Annotated in this window: 12 protein-coding genes; all 12 read right to left on the reverse strand. The window is 48.2% G+C overall.

From position 1 onward, the window contains the following. Complete coding sequence (sufC, locus tag HMPREF0670_RS06985) at positions 1–756, reverse strand: Fe-S cluster assembly ATPase SufC (protein ID WP_009230453.1); 756 nt, start codon at positions 754–756, stop codon at positions 1–3. 17 nt (positions 757–773) lie between these two features. Further along, entirely contained in the window at positions 774–1,538 is a 765-nt protein-coding gene (locus HMPREF0670_RS06990; protein ID WP_044078046.1) for a hypothetical protein, read from the reverse strand. 36 nt (positions 1,539–1,574) lie between these two features. Next, positions 1,575–3,026, reverse strand: coding sequence for a Fe-S cluster assembly protein SufB (sufB, locus tag HMPREF0670_RS06995; RefSeq protein WP_009230455.1), 1,452 nt, complete (start codon positions 3,024–3,026; stop codon positions 1,575–1,577). A 269-nt stretch (positions 3,027–3,295) separates the two neighbouring features. Next, entirely contained in the window at positions 3,296–6,277 is a 2,982-nt protein-coding gene (gene infB, locus HMPREF0670_RS07000; RefSeq protein ID WP_044077924.1) for a translation initiation factor IF-2, read from the reverse strand. A gap of 61 nt (positions 6,278–6,338) precedes the next feature. Beyond that, on the reverse strand, positions 6,339–7,607 hold the full coding sequence (gene nusA, locus HMPREF0670_RS07005; protein WP_009230457.1) for a transcription termination factor NusA: 1,269 nt from the start codon (positions 7,605–7,607) through the stop codon (positions 6,339–6,341). A gap of 395 nt (positions 7,608–8,002) precedes the next feature. Continuing rightward, entirely contained in the window at positions 8,003–8,467 is a 465-nt protein-coding gene (gene rimP, locus HMPREF0670_RS07010) for a ribosome assembly cofactor RimP (RefSeq protein ID WP_009230458.1), read from the reverse strand. A 1,435-nt stretch (positions 8,468–9,902) separates the two neighbouring features. Then, positions 9,903–10,370, reverse strand: a complete 468-nt coding sequence (locus tag HMPREF0670_RS07020) for a DUF192 domain-containing protein (protein WP_044077927.1) — start codon at positions 10,368–10,370, stop codon at positions 9,903–9,905. 905 nt (positions 10,371–11,275) lie between these two features. Then, on the reverse strand, positions 11,276–11,920 hold the full coding sequence (locus HMPREF0670_RS07030; RefSeq protein WP_009230461.1) for a hypothetical protein: 645 nt from the start codon (positions 11,918–11,920) through the stop codon (positions 11,276–11,278). Between the two features lie 151 nt (positions 11,921–12,071). Further along, positions 12,072–12,623 carry a hypothetical protein gene (locus HMPREF0670_RS07035; protein WP_232213880.1) on the reverse strand — a complete coding sequence of 184 codons (552 nt, stop codon included), beginning with the start codon at positions 12,621–12,623 and terminating at the stop codon, positions 12,072–12,074. A gap of 374 nt (positions 12,624–12,997) precedes the next feature. After that, positions 12,998–14,218 (reverse strand): nicotinate phosphoribosyltransferase, encoded by a 1,221-nt coding sequence (gene pncB, locus HMPREF0670_RS07040; RefSeq protein WP_009230463.1) that lies wholly within the window; start codon positions 14,216–14,218, stop codon positions 12,998–13,000. Between the two features lie 67 nt (positions 14,219–14,285). Further along, entirely contained in the window at positions 14,286–14,930 is a 645-nt protein-coding gene (locus HMPREF0670_RS07045) for an HAD family hydrolase (RefSeq protein ID WP_044078047.1), read from the reverse strand. 284 nt (positions 14,931–15,214) lie between these two features. Further along, a complete protein-coding gene (gene rnr / locus HMPREF0670_RS07050) occupies positions 15,215–17,413 on the reverse strand; it encodes a ribonuclease R (RefSeq protein ID WP_009230465.1) in 2,199 nt (732 codons plus the stop codon). Between the last annotated feature and the right edge of the window lie 26 nt (positions 17,414–17,439).

The raw sequence follows: 17,439 nt of genomic DNA on the forward strand, positions 1-17,439 counted from the left end.
TTACTTCTCTCCTACTTCTTCTTTAATCCAGTCGTAGCCGCGTGCCTCAATCTCTTTGGCCAGTTCCGGCCCAGCCGTCTTAACGATTTTGCCCTTGTAAAGCACGTGTATCACGTCGGGACGGATGATGTCTAGCAAGCGGTCGTAGTGGGTAATGACGATGGTACTGGTGCTGGGCGACTTCAATTTGTTAACGCCTTCGGCCACGATGCGCAGGGCATCAACGTCCAAACCAGAGTCCGTTTCGTCGAGAATAGAGAGTTTTGGTTCGAGCATTGCCATCTGAAAAATTTCGTTACGCTTTTTTTCGCCACCGCTAAATCCTTCGTTTACCGAACGTTGAGACAGCTTTGCATCTAGTTCTACTATCTGTCGCTTTTCCTTCATCAGCTTAATGAAGTCGGCGGCCGACATGGGTTCGAGGCCTTGATACTTGCGTTTCTCGTTGATGGCGGTACGCATGAAGTTGGTCATTGATACGCCAGGAATTTCAACGGGGTACTGAAACGACAGGAAGATGCCTTCGTTGGCCCTGTCTTCGGGTTTCATTTCGAGCAAGTCTTTGCCGTTAAAAACGGCCGTTCCATCGGTAACTTCAAACATGGGGTTACCTACCAGCACAGCCGAAAGCGTGCTTTTGCCCGAACCGTTGGGTCCCATGATGGCGTGCGTTTCGCCATCTTTAATTGTGAGGTTGATACCTTTTAATATCTCTTTATCGCCAATCTTGGCGTGTAAGTTTCTTACTTCTAACATATATATCTATTGTTTTATTATTTTCTATTAGTATTGGGGCCAAACAGAATGTTATACAGCAAATCGTCTAACAAGCCATCTACCACTTTCTGCCCATCTTTCTCGGTGAAATGGAACGGAAATGTTACTTTCAGTCCTATATTAAAGCCGTGCCTAATTGGGCGCAAACGTATCTCAAAGGGTTCAGCCAGGTGGTTGTACTTGGCCTGAATGACGGATGCCTTACTAAATCCCATCCTACAGCTATATTCCAATTGAATGGCTATACAACTGAAAAGATAGAGGTCGACACCTGCTATGGGTGCAAGACTGAAACGCGGAATATGCGCCATTCCATCGTAATGCACCCTGCCGTATCGGTTGCTGTCCAGCTCCCTACTGAATACCCTGCTACCACCATTAAAGTTATACAGCGCATCAAGGCCTATATATGGTTGTACAAACCATGACTTACGACCAGGATAACATCGCCCTCCGAGCGAAAAAATCTCCATATCATCGCCTAAATTGGTGTCGAGGAAGTTCCATTCCTCATGTTCGTAGCCCGCCTTTAACGAGAGCGGCGTGTAAGGCAGATAATATTCCAAACGCAGTTTGGATATTATGCCATAGCCCGAACCAACCTTCTCGGGAATGAGATATTGCCCCTTGGAAAGGGTTTTAACGTGTGGAGAGCTGGCTCCGCCTATTTGCCCGTCGATGGCGAAAGTGCGAACGGGTTCGTCTTGTGCCTTAACGGCTAAGGGCACAAGGAGCAATGCGATGGCTAGAAGGGCTTTCACGTCTGACAAGGATTTACCTAATGTTCTGTTTCTAGTCTATCCTACCGTGCCTTCGAGCGACACACTGAGTAGCTTTTGCGCCTCAACGGCAAACTCCATAGGCAACTTGTTGAGCACTTCCTTGGCGTATCCGTTCACGATTAGGCCCACGGCCTGCTCGGTTGGGATGCCTCGCTGGTTGCAATAAAACAGTTGGGCCTCGCTTATCTTGCTGGTTGTAGCCTCGTGTTCGATAATGGCCGTGTCGTTATGTATGTCCATATAGGGGAAGGTATGCGCGCCGCACTTGTCGCCCAGCAACAAACTGTCGCACGAACTGTAATTGCGAGCGTTGTCGGCATTGGCCGTTGCGCGTACCAATCCGCGGTAAGAGTTCTGACTACGGCCTGCACTGATGCCCTTAGAGATGATGGTGCTCTTGGTGTTTTTGCCCATGTGTATCATCTTGGTGCCCGTGTCGGCTTGCTGATAGTTGTTGGTTACGGCCACAGAATAGAACTCGGCCTGCGAATTGTCGCCGCGTAAGATGCACGAAGGGTATTTCCAAGTGATGGCCGAACCCGTTTCTACCTGCGTCCACGACAGCTTGGAGTTTACTCCGCGCAGGTCGCCGCGCTTGGTAACGAGGTTAAACACGCCGCCTTTTCCATGTTCGTCGCCTGGATACCAGTTCTGAACGGTGGAGTATTTCACCTCGGCATTGTCCTTAACGATAATCTCTACGATGGCTGCATGCAACTGATTTTCATCGCGCATGGGGGCTGTACAGCCTTCAAGATAGCTTACATAGGTGTCGTCTTCGGCCACAATGAGGGTTCGTTCGAACTGTCCCGTGTTGCGAGCGTTAATTCGGAAGTACGAACTTAGCTCCATTGGGCAGCGCACGCCCTTGGGAATGTAGACGAAAGAACCATCGGAGAACACGGCACTGTTGAGCGCAGCGAAGAAGTTATCGCTGTAAGGAACCACCGAACCGAGGTATTGCTGCACCAAGTCGGGATGTTCTTGCACGGCCTCGCCGATAGAACAGAATATCACGCCCTTCTCTGCCAGTTTCTCTTTAAAGGTTGTTTTCACCGAAACAGAGTCCATAATGGCGTCTACGGCCACGCCTCCAAGCACCAATCGCTCTTCAAGCGGGATGCCCAGCTTATCGAAAGTCTTTTCCAATTCGGGGTCTAGCTCCTTGTTGGCGGGCTTTTTGGCCATCGGGTCGGCATAATACGAAATGTCCTGATAGTCTATTTCGGGCAAGTTCACATGCGCCCAGTTGGGCTGTTTCAACGTTTTCCAATGATTAAAGGCCTTCAACCGAAACGCCAGCAACCATTCGGGCTCGTTTTTTTTGCTCGAAATAAGTCGCACAACGTCTTCGTTAAGGCCCTTCTCTATAATATCTGTTTCCACGTCTGTGGTGAAACCGAACTCGTATTTCTGTTCGGCCACACTTCGCACATACGCGTTTTTTTCGTTCTTTACTTCTTCCATATATACAAATTTGTATTAGCGATGAATAGGGGCAGCCCCAATGGAGCGCCCCTATTGTTTAGTTCAGCAAACACCGTACCGCAAAACAAGGCGGTAACAAATGTTACTGTTAGTTTTTGAGGTGGTGAGTTCGTGAGTTTTTAAGTTCTTGAGTTTATGAGTTATTGCGTTCATCAGTTGATTTGTTGATGCTAAGCATGGCCTAACCCTAACATATCTGCAACTCAAAACCTCATAAACTCAATAACTTATCAACTCAAAAACTAACCCTACAACTTCTGTTCCACTTCGATAACGGTGAATGTTTCGATGATGTCGCCCACTTGAATGTCGTTGAAGTTGACGATACTTATACCGCATTCGAAACCCGTAGGCACCTCTTTCACATCGTCCTTATAGCGTTTCAAGGCGTTGATGTCGCCCGTATGTACCACGATGCCGTCGCGAACAAGGCGGGCTTTGTCTACGCGGTGCACCTTTCCTTCGGTAACAATTGCTCCTGCAACGGTGCCCACCTTCGATATTTTGTAAACCTCGCGCACTTCTACTTGGCCCGTCACTACTTCTTTCTTCACCTTATCGAGCATGCCCTCCATAGCCGAGTGCACGTCGTCGATGGCATCGTAGATAACCGAATAGGTGTTTATCTCCACCCCTTCTTGGTCGGCCAACTTGCGTGCGGCAGACGAAGGACGTACTTGGAAACCCACAATAAGCGCATCGGAGGCATCGGCCAGCGTAACGTCGTTCTCCGAAATCTGACCCACAGCCTTGTGAATAACGTTCACCTTGATCTTCTCGGTAGAGAGTTTGATGAACGAATCGCTAAGTGCCTCGATTGAACCATCGGTATCGCCCTTGACGATAATGTTGAGTTCTTTGAACGAACCCAATGCAATGCGGTGCGAGATGTCGCTCAACGTCAGACGTTTTTGCGTACGCAAGCCTTGTTCGCGTTGCAGTTGCAAACGCTTGTTGGCTATGTCGCGCGCCTCTTGTTCGGTTTCCAGCACGTGGAAAGCATCGCCAGCTGTTGGCGCGCCGTTCAAACCAAGGATGATAGCAGGCTCGGCAGGACCAGCACTTTCAATGCGTTGGTTACGCACGTTGAACATGGCCTTGATACGTCCCCAGCTTGTTCCGGCAATCACGTTATCGCCAACATGTAGCGTTCCGTTGCTCACCAGCAGCGTAGAAACATATCCGCGACCCTTGTCAAGGGAGCTTTCGATGATGCTACCCGTACCCTTACGGTTGGGATTGGCTTTAAGGTCGAGCATCTCGGCCTCCAAAAGCACCTTCTCCAACAGCTCTTTAACGCCAATACCTTTCTTTGCACTAATCTCTTGGCATTGGTATTTGCCGCCCCACTCTTCCACAAGCAGGTTCATTTGCGAGAGGTCTTCGCGTATCTTGTCGGGGTTTGCGCCCGGTTTGTCAATCTTGTTGATGGCAAACACCATCGGTACGTTGGCCGCTTGGGCATGCGCGATGGCCTCTTTGGTGGTAGGCATCACGCTGTCGTCGGCCGCGATAATGATAATGGCGATGTCGGTTACTTGTGCACCGCGGGCACGCATGGCCGTAAAGGCCTCATGACCGGGCGTATCCAAGAACGTAATGTTGCGCCCATCGTCTAGTTTCACGTTGTAAGCACCGATATGTTGGGTAATGCCGCCGGCCTCGCCTGCAATAACGTTGGTGTTGCGAATGTAGTCGAGCAGCGATGTCTTACCGTGGTCTACGTGTCCCATCACAGTAACGATGGGCGAACGCGAAACGAGGTCGGCCTCATCATCGGCCTCTTCGGTAACGGCCTCAGAAACTTCCGCACTTACGTACTCGGTCTTAAATCCGAACTCTTCGGCAACGAGGTTAATGGTTTCGGCATCTAGACGTTGGTTGATAGAAACCATGATGCCCACGCTCATTAGCGTTCCGATAACCTGATTAACCGATACGTTCATCATCGAGGCCAGCTCGCTAACGGTAACAAACTCCGTCAACTTCAACGTCTTGCTCTCCTTGCGTTCTTCTGCACGCTCTTCGTTCAGACGTTCTTGTGCGGCCTCGCGTTTCTCCTTACGATACTTTGCGCCCTTCTTGTTTTGGCCACGACTGGTAAGACGTGCCAAGGTTTCTTTTACCTGGCGTGCCACGTCTTCCTCGTTCACCTCTAAGGGTTTCTGGTTTCGGTTGGGTTTCTTATTTTTCTTATTGGCGTTTCGTCCGCCGGCAGCATTGTTATTGTTGCCGCCACCGTTGTTTCCGCCCTTATTCTTATTAGCGTTAGGCTGGTTAGCAGCCGCATTAATGTCCACCCTTTCGGTGTTTATGCGGTTGCGTTTGCGACGTTCGCCGCCCTGTTGCCCTTTATTCTCGCGTTCTTTGCGCTTCTCTTCCTTCGACTTCTTCTTGGGTCGCGTGTTTTGGTTGATGGTAGAAAGGTCTATCTTTCCCATCACCTTGATGCCAGGCGCATTGTTTTGCTCGCTCTTCAACGTAAAGATAGCAGGCTTGCCGCTCTCCGTCTCCGCCGTATCGGCCTTTTCGGCAGGTGTTTCCACCTTTTCGTTCTCGGCTTTGGGTGCCTTATCTGCGTGTTCCTGTTTCCTTTCGGCCGTTTCTTTGGCCGATGCAGCAGGTTGTGCAACGTTGGCTTGGGCATCCTTGGCAGGCTGTTCCTTTTGTTCAGTCTTGGTTTCCGCCTTCTCCACGCGGGTTGTTTGCATGGTTTCGGCCTTCATTTCGGGCTTTTGTTCAACCGTTTCAACCTTCTGTTTAGGCGTTTCCACCTTGCCAACCTTCTCTTGTTTCTCAGCAGAAACGCTCTCTGCCTTGTTCGAAACCTCGCCCACGGCAGCAGGCTTAGTCTCTTCTTTATCGTCTTGAACGGCTTTAACATCAGATTTCTTCGCCGAACCTTTGCCGTTGAGGTCAGAAAGGTCTATCTTACCCAAGGGCTTATATTGTTGTTTTCCAGCGTTCAGCACCGTTTCTGCACGATGGTCCTTATCTTCGGCCGCACGTTTCTTCTCCTTCGTTTTCTTTGGGAAAAGTTTGTCGGCTTGGTTGCGCACCTCCTTGTCCTTATGAAACGCTTTCACAAGGGCCTGATATTGCGCATCGTTCAGTTTGAACGTGGGTTCGGCTTTCACCTCTCCCAGCTCGCTTTTCTTTTCTAAGAACTCCACTGCCGTTTGGAGTCCGATGTTCAATTCACTTATTGCTTTGCCTAATCTGATGCTCATTCTGTTGTTTTGTTATTGTTTTTTGGTTCTGGCCTCGTTTTTATCTACCCATACGGGGTTTTTATCCTTGTTCGAACTCTGCCCTCAGCACGCGTAGCAGGTTGTCTACGGTTTCTTCCTCCAAGTCGGCCTTCTCTACCAGCATTTCACGGGGTGCGTTAAGCACTGCCTTAGCCGTATCAAGACCGATGCTCTTAATGGCGTCGATAACCCATTGGTCTACCTCGTCTGAGAACTCATCCAAGTAGATGTCCTCGTCGGCCTCGCCTTCTGCCACTTCGCGGAACACGTCGATGGTGTATTCGGTAAGCATGGATGCCAGCTTAATGTTCAGTCCGCCACGTCCAATGGCCAGCGATACTTCTTCGGGGCGCAAAAATACTTCGGCCTTGCGGGTCTCTTCGTCGATGTTGATGCTGCTCACTTGTGCAGGACTAAGTGCGCGTTGGATGAAGAGTTTGGTGTTGGCCGTGTAGTTTATCACGTCGATATTCTCGTTGCAAAGTTCGCGAACGATGCCGTGTACACGACTTCCCCTAACGCCCACGCAGGCACCAACGGGATCGATACGCTCGTCGTAGCTTTCTACGGCAATCTTAGCGCGTTCTCCCGGCATGCGGGCGATGCGCTTAATCGAAATCAACCCGTCGTTAATCTCAGGCACTTCGGCCTCCAACAGCCTTTCAAGGAACATAGGACTGGTGCGGCTGAGTATAATTTTGGGGTTGTTGTTCTCGTTGTCTACGCGCAAGATAACGGCCCTAATGGTTTCGCCCTTGCGGTATTGGTCGGCAGGAATTTGCTCCGACTTGGGGAGAATCAGCTCGTTGTTCTCGTCGTCTACGATGAGCACCTCGCGTTTCCACACTTGGTACACCTCGCCCGCGATAACCTGTCCCACACGGTCCTTATACTTATTATATAACGAGTCGTGTTCAAGTTCCAATATCTTCGATGCCAACGTTTGGCGTAGCGTTAAGATGGCGCGACGTCCAAACTTGGCGAAGTCTACTCGTTCGGTAACTTCTTCGCCCACTTCGTAGTCGGGTTCAATCTTTTGCGCCTCGGCCAACGCAATTTGTTTGTTCTCGTCTTCCACTTCTCCATCAGCCACTACCATTCGGTTGCGGTAAATTTCAAAGTCGCCCTTATCCGGGTTTACGATAACATCAAAGTTCTCGTCGCTACCGAAGATACGGGCAAGTACGTTGCGAAAGCTTTCTTCCAGAACGCTCACCAAGGTCATTCGGTCGATATTCTTGGTGTCTTTAAACTCCTTGAACGTGTCGACCATGCTCAAGATATTCTCATCTTTTTTTCTTGCTACCATAGGGTTTATTATCGTTTGATGTGGCCTTGCCCCAACATTGCAAGCCGATTGCACGTGCGAATGGTGTTTCCACGTATCGGCGGCATGGGGGCGAGCCAATTAATTTCTCCTTTTAATTATTAGTTTATGAGTTGACAAGCTTGTTAGTTGACGAGTTAACAAGTTGACAAGTTAACCAGAGGGTAAGTTGATAAGTGTATGAGTTTACAAGTTCGGGGTTAATTTGTTAAAGAATCAACAGCAATGCCACAAAACATTTAACTTAACTCCTTTAAGGCGATAGGCCATTGTAGCTCTGCAACAAAGCATTTGGCTTAACTCCTTAACTCCATAACTCCTTAACTCCTACCTCCCACTTACTACCTTACTACTTTACTACCTTACTACTTTACTCCTCAAAACTGAATCAGATATTTGGTGTACTTCACACCATCCATCTTAAAATTGTGGTCCACGTCTTGCAGCACAGGGCGTTTCTTCCCTTCCACTTTCACCTTCTCGTTCACCGCAACCACGAAGTCGTTTCCGTCCACGCTTTTGAGTATACCCTTGTATTTTTTGCCATCTTTATCCAAAACCTCAACCTCTTTACCAATGAAGTTCACGTATTGTTGTGGCACTTTAAAGGGTTGTCCCAGTCCGGCCGAACCCACTTCCAGTTCATAATCCTCTTCATCGCGGTTCAAGTGTTCCTCGATAAAGCGGCTCAGCTCCACGCAGTCTTCAATCCAAACGCCGTCGGCATGGTCTATTTCCACCACGATACGGCTGTCTGGACTAGTCTCAACGTCGACAAGAAAGTACTCTTTGTCGGCTAACCATTGTTCAACAAGTTCTTTTACAACGTTTTTGTCAATCATATTTTGTTGTTACTGATAATGAAAATGAGGAACTCTCGTCGGAGCCCCTCATTCCACTGAATGCTGCAAAGTTACGAAAAAATAGCGAAACGCACAAAATATTTTTACGTTTTCAGTGTTTTTATCCACGATTTTTGTATATGGAAGTCGTTTCGGTGCATTTTTGATAGGTAGGAAGTTACATAAAATCAGTTTTAACAAGTAAGGCAGCAAACAAACAATTGCGAAATGGACAGCCATATTTGCGGGTATAACTTTGCAAATCAGAGCGTTTTTAAAGTTTGCCACTTACCATGATATTCATGGCCCACTCCCCCACAACATGCACCTTATTATATATGCGCATGCCTGCACGCGCGAGGGCGCAACATCCCCCTACGGCATCTTTGCAGCCTGCTTTGCTTTCTCGGTTGGCTTGTTCCTGGCATTAAGGTCTATTGCGCAACCAGCACCTTATCTTGCTTTGCCCCCACGACAACATCATTAAGCCCCCACAAGCATTGCACATAAACTGCCCATAAACAGAGAAACCGCCCCGATTGATAAGCCAACGCAGCACACGGAATAAGCTTTTGCATGCTCAGAAAACTATTAGCCCACAAACTTACTGACCAACAAACTCACTAACCCCTCCAATTTTTGTCCGCTTTTCGGCATAAAATTTAACATTATGAGTGCCTTTTTGTTCACCAATCGCACACCTTGCCGCAAAAAATCGATTCTCGCGAAGGTTGGTTTCGATGCAAAATAGGGTTAGTCTGTGGGTGCGGCAAAATGAATTTATATTTAAACGAACCACCATTTGCACCAACTTTTGGGCTATTTGCTGCTAAATGCACTGCGTTTTGGTGCTAAATAGCGTGCGTTTTGGTGCAAAATGCACTGCAATATGCCGCTAAATGCAATGCGTTTTGCCGCTAAACGCGAGGTAAAATGGTGCAAAACGCAGTTCAATGTGCCGCTAAATGCAAGGCAAAAAGCATAAATATCCGTCGCAATGGTATAAATACAACCTTCTAGAACCATTAAATACATGGCTCAAAAGGGCAAAATGTACCCTAAAAAGTGGGTTTTTAGGGGCAAAAAGCAGCAATTTGGGGCTGCCAAAAACATGAATCGGCAGCAAACTAGAAAGGCAAAATGGTGCTAAATGTAGGTGGCATGCTCAAAATTGGACTAAAAAAGGAACGCGCCAAACCCAAATTTGCAGCCATTTGCCTGTTCTGAGGGCTATTTTTGCGCTAGAAGGGTGTTGCGAGCAGGGGGCGTTTTGTAAAGATATTTTAAGTTTACGCCCATTCGGGATAAGATGGCTGTGGCTCTAAATACCACCTATATTTCAATTGCCATTACTACGTCAATCCCTCCTGGGTTGTTGGCTTACCGCAGGAAAATTGGCCTGCTGCGTTTGTGCGGCAGGTGTCGTCAGCCTCGGTTATGGCAACTTTATAGAGCATCCCGGCCCAATGTTGTTCTTCTTGAACCAGCCTTGCGGCACTTCGAGCGCATAGCGCACAGATTGCGACGACTCTACACTTGCCTTACTGAACGGCGTCATATCGCGTGTTTCGCAGATTTCGCCACTTGCACTGATGAACGCGATTGAAAGGGGCGTAGGCGTGTCTTTCATCCAGAAGGCGAGCTTTTGGTCTTTTTTAAACACAAAAAGCATGCCCGTTCCATCGGGAATATTTGTGCGCCCCATAAAGCCTTTTGTCATCTCTCGGCGTGAGCGGGCAAGCTCAACTGTTATGGGAATGGTCTTGCCGTCAAGATTTGTGATTGCCAAATCCTTTTTTTCAAATTCGATCACGGACGTTGAACATGCGCTAAAAATGGCGCAGCACAATACAACAACTCCTTTCAGCACCAGCTTAGCATGCAGCTGTAAAAACTTTTTCATGGATAATCCTTTGTAAGTCATAATACAATTCATTATTTATTGGTCTGTAATTTATGGTGTTGTGGATAAGAAACACCTTATTCGAAAGCAAAGGTAATCTATTTTTTGCAAAACACGAAGAAGTTTTTGTTGTTTTTCTTGGTTGCTTTTGCCACGCTGAAAGCAAATGTTTTGTTGATGTTGCAGATGCTTGCAAAGGCCAGTTTGGTATAACTAAGAATGTAACTTGCTACCTTTCCATCTCGTTCTATCGATTGCCCTGTTCGTCTGTTGGGCATGTCTAAAAACACGCGAAGAAACATGTGGAAAGAGGTTAATAATATGGTGTAGGCGCCAGAACGCATACCATTATACGCCAGTTCGGGATAAGAAAGTGCCCTAAAAGGTTGGTAATCTCACTATTATTTTGTGAGTTTATAAGCGTGTAAGTTAGTGAGCTGGTGAGGTTGTGAGTTAGTATGTTTGCGGCACTTTTCAAGGCATTAGCACGTTTTGCCACAGACAAATGATGCCGAATCTTGACATTTTTCCCATTTTAGTATTAGTACTTCGTGCATAATGAGGGGTGTTTATCTGTTTTCTCGCGTATATTCCAAAGACGATAAGCCTCTTTCAAAGTTATAAGAAAACTATAATTCAACACTAGTTCAACATTAAAGGCGCACCGTGGGGTGCGCCTTTAATACTTTTATTGTATGGCAATTAACCCAAATCGGCCGTTTGAGCCTGTGCAGGTTTTGTTGGGTTGTTGAGCCTATTGTCTGCCTTACTCTTGAAGGCGTAGCGGACTACGACAAGAGAATAAGACGGGCAAGATGCCGACGAGCAAACGAAAGGCGAATAGGGAGCGATGCCAACAACCTAAAAATAATTGGTAAGCGGAGTAACGAGCGATTGGGGTTAGACTAGAAATCATAGCTAGTATTATAGGGATCGACAAACGTGTAGCCCTGCCCTTTTTTCCTTAACACAAGCCTAAAATAGGAAAACGACATGTGGGGGATTGTGCCATTGTTCCCACTATAAACGCTTAGGAGTTCGACACCGGTATCCGACAGCGAACCTGAAGATAGAAATTTAGAGGAATCGATGTAAAAGCTGTAATAAAAGATTAGCGGTATCTGTACCCCATCTATCGACATTTCAACTCTGGAATATCCGATGCCCGTTGTGAATCGCTTTTCCATTTTGGCAATGTACTCGTCGGTAATGCCGTTTCGTCGGCCATCAGAGCGTGTTGCGCCTTTGGCTGCATAAGATGGGGGAATCTCTTTCAACGGAACTTCGGGCGAGAAAACGAGTAGCTTATCGCCTTCCTTCACTTCTGTTCGCACGTCTAAGGCTTCACCGCCATTCTGCCCAACAACAGAAAACTTATTGTCTTTCAATAGCTCGTCGGGGTCTATGGGCTGCCCATTTTCATCTTGTACCTGCACGTAGACTTTGTTTTCCACCACAAAGGCAGAATCGTCTGCATCGTTGTTCGAGCCACAAGCCACAACGAATAGGGCAGCCAACGCTGCGAGCAAGCGTATTCGCAAATGTTTCATCGTATGTTGTTAGTATTCAAATTTGTAAGTTGGTAAGTTGATGGAGGCTAGGTTTGTCGGCCTTCAATGTTACTCCTTGCTGCTAAACACAAGCACTTTGGATTGAACGTTAACGCCATCGGCTTAGCCAAAAGGGTGTATACACACCACTTTACTCTACCGAATAGCCTTGCTCTTGCTTGCGCAAAACAATTTTGAAATGCTTATTATGCAGGTAAGGGTCTATCGTTTTACCCTGATACTCCACCGATTTTATAACAATACTCGTTCCTCCATACATTTTTTCGGCATTGGGCACAGCCGCATACGCATAATGAAAACGCATCGGCAGCTTAACGCGGTCTATCGTTATCACCACATCTGCATAGCCTTCGCCACGTTTCCCCTCGGCCGTGTCCCAGAATTTCATTACAGACAGGTCGGGCAAGTCGGCAAAAAAGCGAAACACGTCAACGTCATCTAGCTTGTAGGCATCCACGTTTAAGGTGCGTTTACTGGCTTTTCCAAACACCGAGAACTTGCATTCGTACAGCATGGCACTGGGCGAAACGGTCTTCTCGCCATCTTGCACTTCAACATACACGGTGCTGTTGAGGGAAGATGCCGTCGTGGGCCTGTACATTTCTTTCTCCTCATCGGCACTACAAGCGGCCAACAGCACAAGCACTGCCATCAACCACAAACTGCTTTTCAATTGTTTCATCGTCTTCGGTTTTAAAAATGGAAGTGGAATATACATGCGACCAAAAGGCCTAGACACTCCATTTGAGTTAATTAATTGAAGTTGGAGCGCATGCCACTGCCCTAGGGTTATTATAATTAGATGCTGCAAATATACACTTTATGCTTTAAAGTGCAAAGAAGAAGGAAAGAAAATCTCAACTAAGACCATACAAAACAAGTGGTGCGAATTTTCTTAAAGAATTTCTACTTGCTTGTCATTATACACCTGTGTCTCTCTTACCGAGCCCCGTTTTACATTCTCATAGTTAGAAAAAAGTAAGCGAACGAAGGTCATGCTTTTACATCACAGTCGGCCTTCGCTCGCTTCTCTTCGTTTTTTTCAAGGTGTTCCACCTACCCTATCTGCTTTAACAGATAGGCGCATTTCTCAGGATTACCCAGCGTTTTACCCTTATCGCACGATAGTTTTACACAGTCGTGCCATTCGCGTTTCTCAGTAATGCGACACTTAGTGAGTTTCACCACGATGTTCATGGGCTTACATCCCAGCACATCGCAAGTAAGGAAAGTGCCCATGCCGTAGCTGTCTTGCACACGTCCGTCTACAAAGCGGTGTATCTCTAAGGCGCGTTCGATGTTCAAGCCATTGCTATATATCACCTGCTTGGTGGCTGGATTGATGCCCAGTTGCTTGTATTTTTCGATGATTTTTTCGGTTTGCTCTTCTTCCACGCCGCTGTCTACACGCAAGCCAACGAACATCAAGGCCATGCGCTTTGATAGATTGTTGAAGAAAACCTTGTCGCCGAAACAATCGTAGAGGTAAATGCCGTTGTCGCCATCGTAAACATCGCTGAACTTACGCATCACATTGAAGTTGCATTCGAAGATGCCGCTGACGTTTTCTTCAAATTCTATAATCTGATGGCTCATCGTTCCCATAGGCACCAACCCATGTTTCATGGCCAGATACACGTTGCTTGTACCCACGATGCGACCTTTCCACGGCACGAAAACGCCGTCTACCTGCTCGCCGCCTGCATCGGCGGTGGCTTTCATGGCACGTATCACGTTGTCGTGATGCACAAACGACAGTCGGCGGCGCGTACCCATGTCGCCCAAAATCAACCCTCCGCGCAATATTTGCCTAGCTTTATCGACAGCTCGCTCGTACTCTACGGCGGCATCATAGCGTTCTAAGTCGCCGCGATGCTGGTGCATCAACTCGGAAACGATGGACAGTACGGGCATTTCCCACATGATGGTGGAATACCATTTGCCGCGAATGGATATGGCGAGTTGCCCATCTGGGGCTTGTTCGATATGCACTTCGGCCGGATTGAACTTGTAACCGCGCAAGAAAGTGAAGTACCATTGGGGCAGATAATACATGCGATGCTGCATAAAGGCTATCTCCTCTTCGGTTATTCGCACGTTCTGCATCAGGCTAATCTGCTCTTTCACCTTCTCGGCAAAGCCTTCGGGGTACACGGTGTGGTTGCGATCGAAGAAAGTATATTCTACTTCGGCGCGCGGATAGGTTTGCAAAATGTAGTACTGGCAACTGAAAGTGTAGGCATCGTTGTCGGTAAAGTGGTTGATGATTGGTTGCATAAGTATCGTTTTTTATGGGTTTTTATTTCGAAGTGCGGTGGGTGTTGCGCGGGTGGGGTTAAGGGGATTAAATGATGTTGAGCAGCTCGGCAAAGTCGTCTATCACCCAATTGGCACCTGCTTCTTCCAACTCGGCAGGCGTGCCGTTGCCATAGGTTACGCCACAAGTAAGGGTGTTGGCGCGGCGTCCCATCTCAATATCGAATGCCATATCGCCCACAACGAGCGTTTCTTCGGGCTTTACGCCAAAATGTTCGAGGGTAAGGAGCACTGGTTCGGGATGAGGTTTGGCGTTCGTAACATCGTCGGCACTCACAATATAGCTGATGTATGGGCCTATGCCGATGCTCCGCACGAGGTTGGGTAGCGAGTCGCGCCCACGACTGCTGGCTATGGTGAGCGTTAGGCCTGCGCTGTGCATGCGCTTAATGGTTTGCACCACGTTGGCAAAGGGCTTTACTGCACCCGTAACATTGTTGATGTCGAAAATGCTGCGATAGGTTGTTACACAGGCTGTGGCCGTTGCATCGTCTACGTTTGCCAAGCGCACAAAAGCCTCTTTAAGGGGCAGCCCGATGGTGGCCGCACATTCGTCTTCGCTGTTCTGTGGCAAGCCATGTAGCCGTAGGGTTTCTCTCAGTGTGTCGACAATGATGCGGCGCGAGTCGCCTAGCGTGCCGTCAAAGTCGAGTATCACGGTGGTAATTCTCATCTTTTTCATGCAAAGGTATGAAAACTTTGGGAGTAAGTAAGGGTGAAAAGGGGAAAAATTGAAAAGGGGAAAGGTGGAAAGGTGAAAGAGTGAAAAGGTGAAAAGGTGAAAAGATGGCTAACGCCCTTTAAAGGTGAAAAGGTGAAAGGGTGGAAAGGTGAAAGGATGGCTAACGCCCCTTTAAAGGTGAAAAGGTGAAAGGATGGAGAAAGCCATGAAAAGATGATAAATAAAGCATAACCCCTGCCCCCCTTCCAAAGGGGAAAGGGACAGGGGATGAGGTTTTATTTATCAACCACAGTGAAGTCTAGCTGACGTTTCTCTTGGTCTACACGAGCCACTTGTATGCGAATAGGGTCGCCAAGCTGATACTTGCGGTGGCGTCGCCTGCCTACAAGGCAATAGTTTCGTTCGTCGAAGTCGTAGTAATCGTCGTCCAAATCGCGCATGGGCACCATGCCTTCGCAGTGGTTTTCGTCTATCTCGCAATAGATACCATAGCTGGCAATGCCACTGATGTGCGCGTCAAACTCTTCACCCAGCTTGTCGGCCATAAACTCTACCATCTTATACTTAATGGAATCGCGCTCCGCATTCTGTGCAACCTGCTCCATCTCCGACGAATGCTCGCACAGTTCTTCATAGTGTTCCTTGTTCGCACTGCGGCCTCCTGCGGCATAACGCGTAAGCAAACGATGCACCATCGTGTCGGGATAACGGCGTATAGGACTGGTGAAATGCGTGTAATAATCGAAGGCCAGGCCGAAGTGACCAATGTTATGGATGCTGTATTTGGCCTTCATCATGGCGCGAAGGGCGATGGTTTCGATGAGGTTTTGCTCGCGTTTGCCCGCCACCTCGTCCATTAGCTTATTCAACGAGCGCGAGGTTTCACCCTTAGTGCTCGTTGTTTTCAGCTTATAACCAAACTTCATGATGAATTCGCGCAAGTTTTCGAGCTTCTGCGGGTCGGGATTATCGTGTATGCGATAAGGCAAAGTTTTGGGCGTTCGCCCACCTTTGGGCTTGCCAACACTCTCGGCCACGGTTTTATTGGCCAAGAGCATAAACTCTTCTATCAGCTTATTGGCATCCTTCGAACGCTTGAAATAGGCGCGAATGGGCTTGCCTTGCTCGTCTACATCGAAGTGAAGTTCTTCGCGATCGAACTTTACTGCCCCGTTCTTAAATCGCTTTTCGCGCAGTTTCTTGGCCAACTTGTCTAGCATAATCAGGCTGTCGGCGTTCTCACCTTTATATCCTCCCTTCGGTGCTGGCGGTGCAGGCTCGCCCGTTCCGTCAACAACACCGTTGTCTTCCAATAGTTGTTGCACCTCTTCGTAGGCATATCGCCTATCGCTTTTTATCACGGTGTGCACGATGCGGTAAGCCTTTATGTCGGCGTTTTCGTCCATGTTGAAGATAACACTATAAGCCAACTTCTCTTCATCGGGGCGAAGCGAGCAGATAAAGTTACACAGCCGTTCGGGCAACATGGGGATGGTGCGGTCTACAAGATACACGCTTGTGGCGCGTTTCATGGCCTCTTTGTCGATTATACTGCCCTCGGTAACGTAATGACTAACGTCGGCTATGTGCACGCCCACCTGCCAAAGGCCCTTGTCGAGCATGCGAATAGACAGCGCATCGTCGAAATCCTTGGCGTCTCGCGGGTCGATGGTGCAGGTAAACACGTTGCGGAAGTCTTCGCGTTCGTCGTAATCCTTCTGCGTTATCTCGGCCGAAATGCGTTCGGCAGCCTCTTCTGCCGCCTTGGGATAAGTGTAGGGCAAGCCGTATTGGGCCAAGATAGCGTGCATCTCGACATCGTTTTCGCCCGTAGGGCCAAGCACATCAATAACTTCTCCCATGATATTCTTGTGTTCGGCATCGGGCCATTGGGTTACTTTCACCACGGCCTTATCACCCGTTTTGCCGCCTTTAAGCTTACGTTTAGGCACGAAGATATCGTGTACATATAGGTTTTCGGGGGTTACGAGGAACGCCATGTCGCGTTCAACCCGCAGTTTACCCACCACTTGGTCTTTGGCGCGTTTCAGTATTTCGATAACCAACGCCTCCTTGATATGTCGTTTGCGGCGCGCCATCAGCTGCACGCGAACACGGTCTCCGTTAAGTGCCGACTTGGAGTTTCGCTCACTTACGAAGATGGGCAATGAGCCATCGTCGGGAACGAACGAGTTTTTGCCGTTGGTTTTGCGCACGAAACGGCCTTCGAGCACCTGTCCGGCCTGATTCAGTCGATACGAACTGTCGGTCACTTTGGTCAAGAAGTCGTCCCAAGCCATCTCTTCCATCACGTCGATGGCCAACATCTTGAGCGGATGCGTGTCGAGTTTCAGGTTCTTGAAGATTTCTTTAAAGCTGAAAGTCTTCCCTGGATGTTGCTCGAAAAACTGTTGTAGCCTTTCGGCCACCTGCTTTTTGGTGAGGCGTTTGCCTCCTTTCTTTCCTTTTCCCATATTCGGCTGTTGTTTATGGCTTATCT

The organism is Prevotella sp. oral taxon 317 str. F0108, from assembly GCF_000162415.1.
GTDB classification, from domain to species: domain Bacteria; phylum Bacteroidota; class Bacteroidia; order Bacteroidales; family Bacteroidaceae; genus Prevotella; species Prevotella conceptionensis.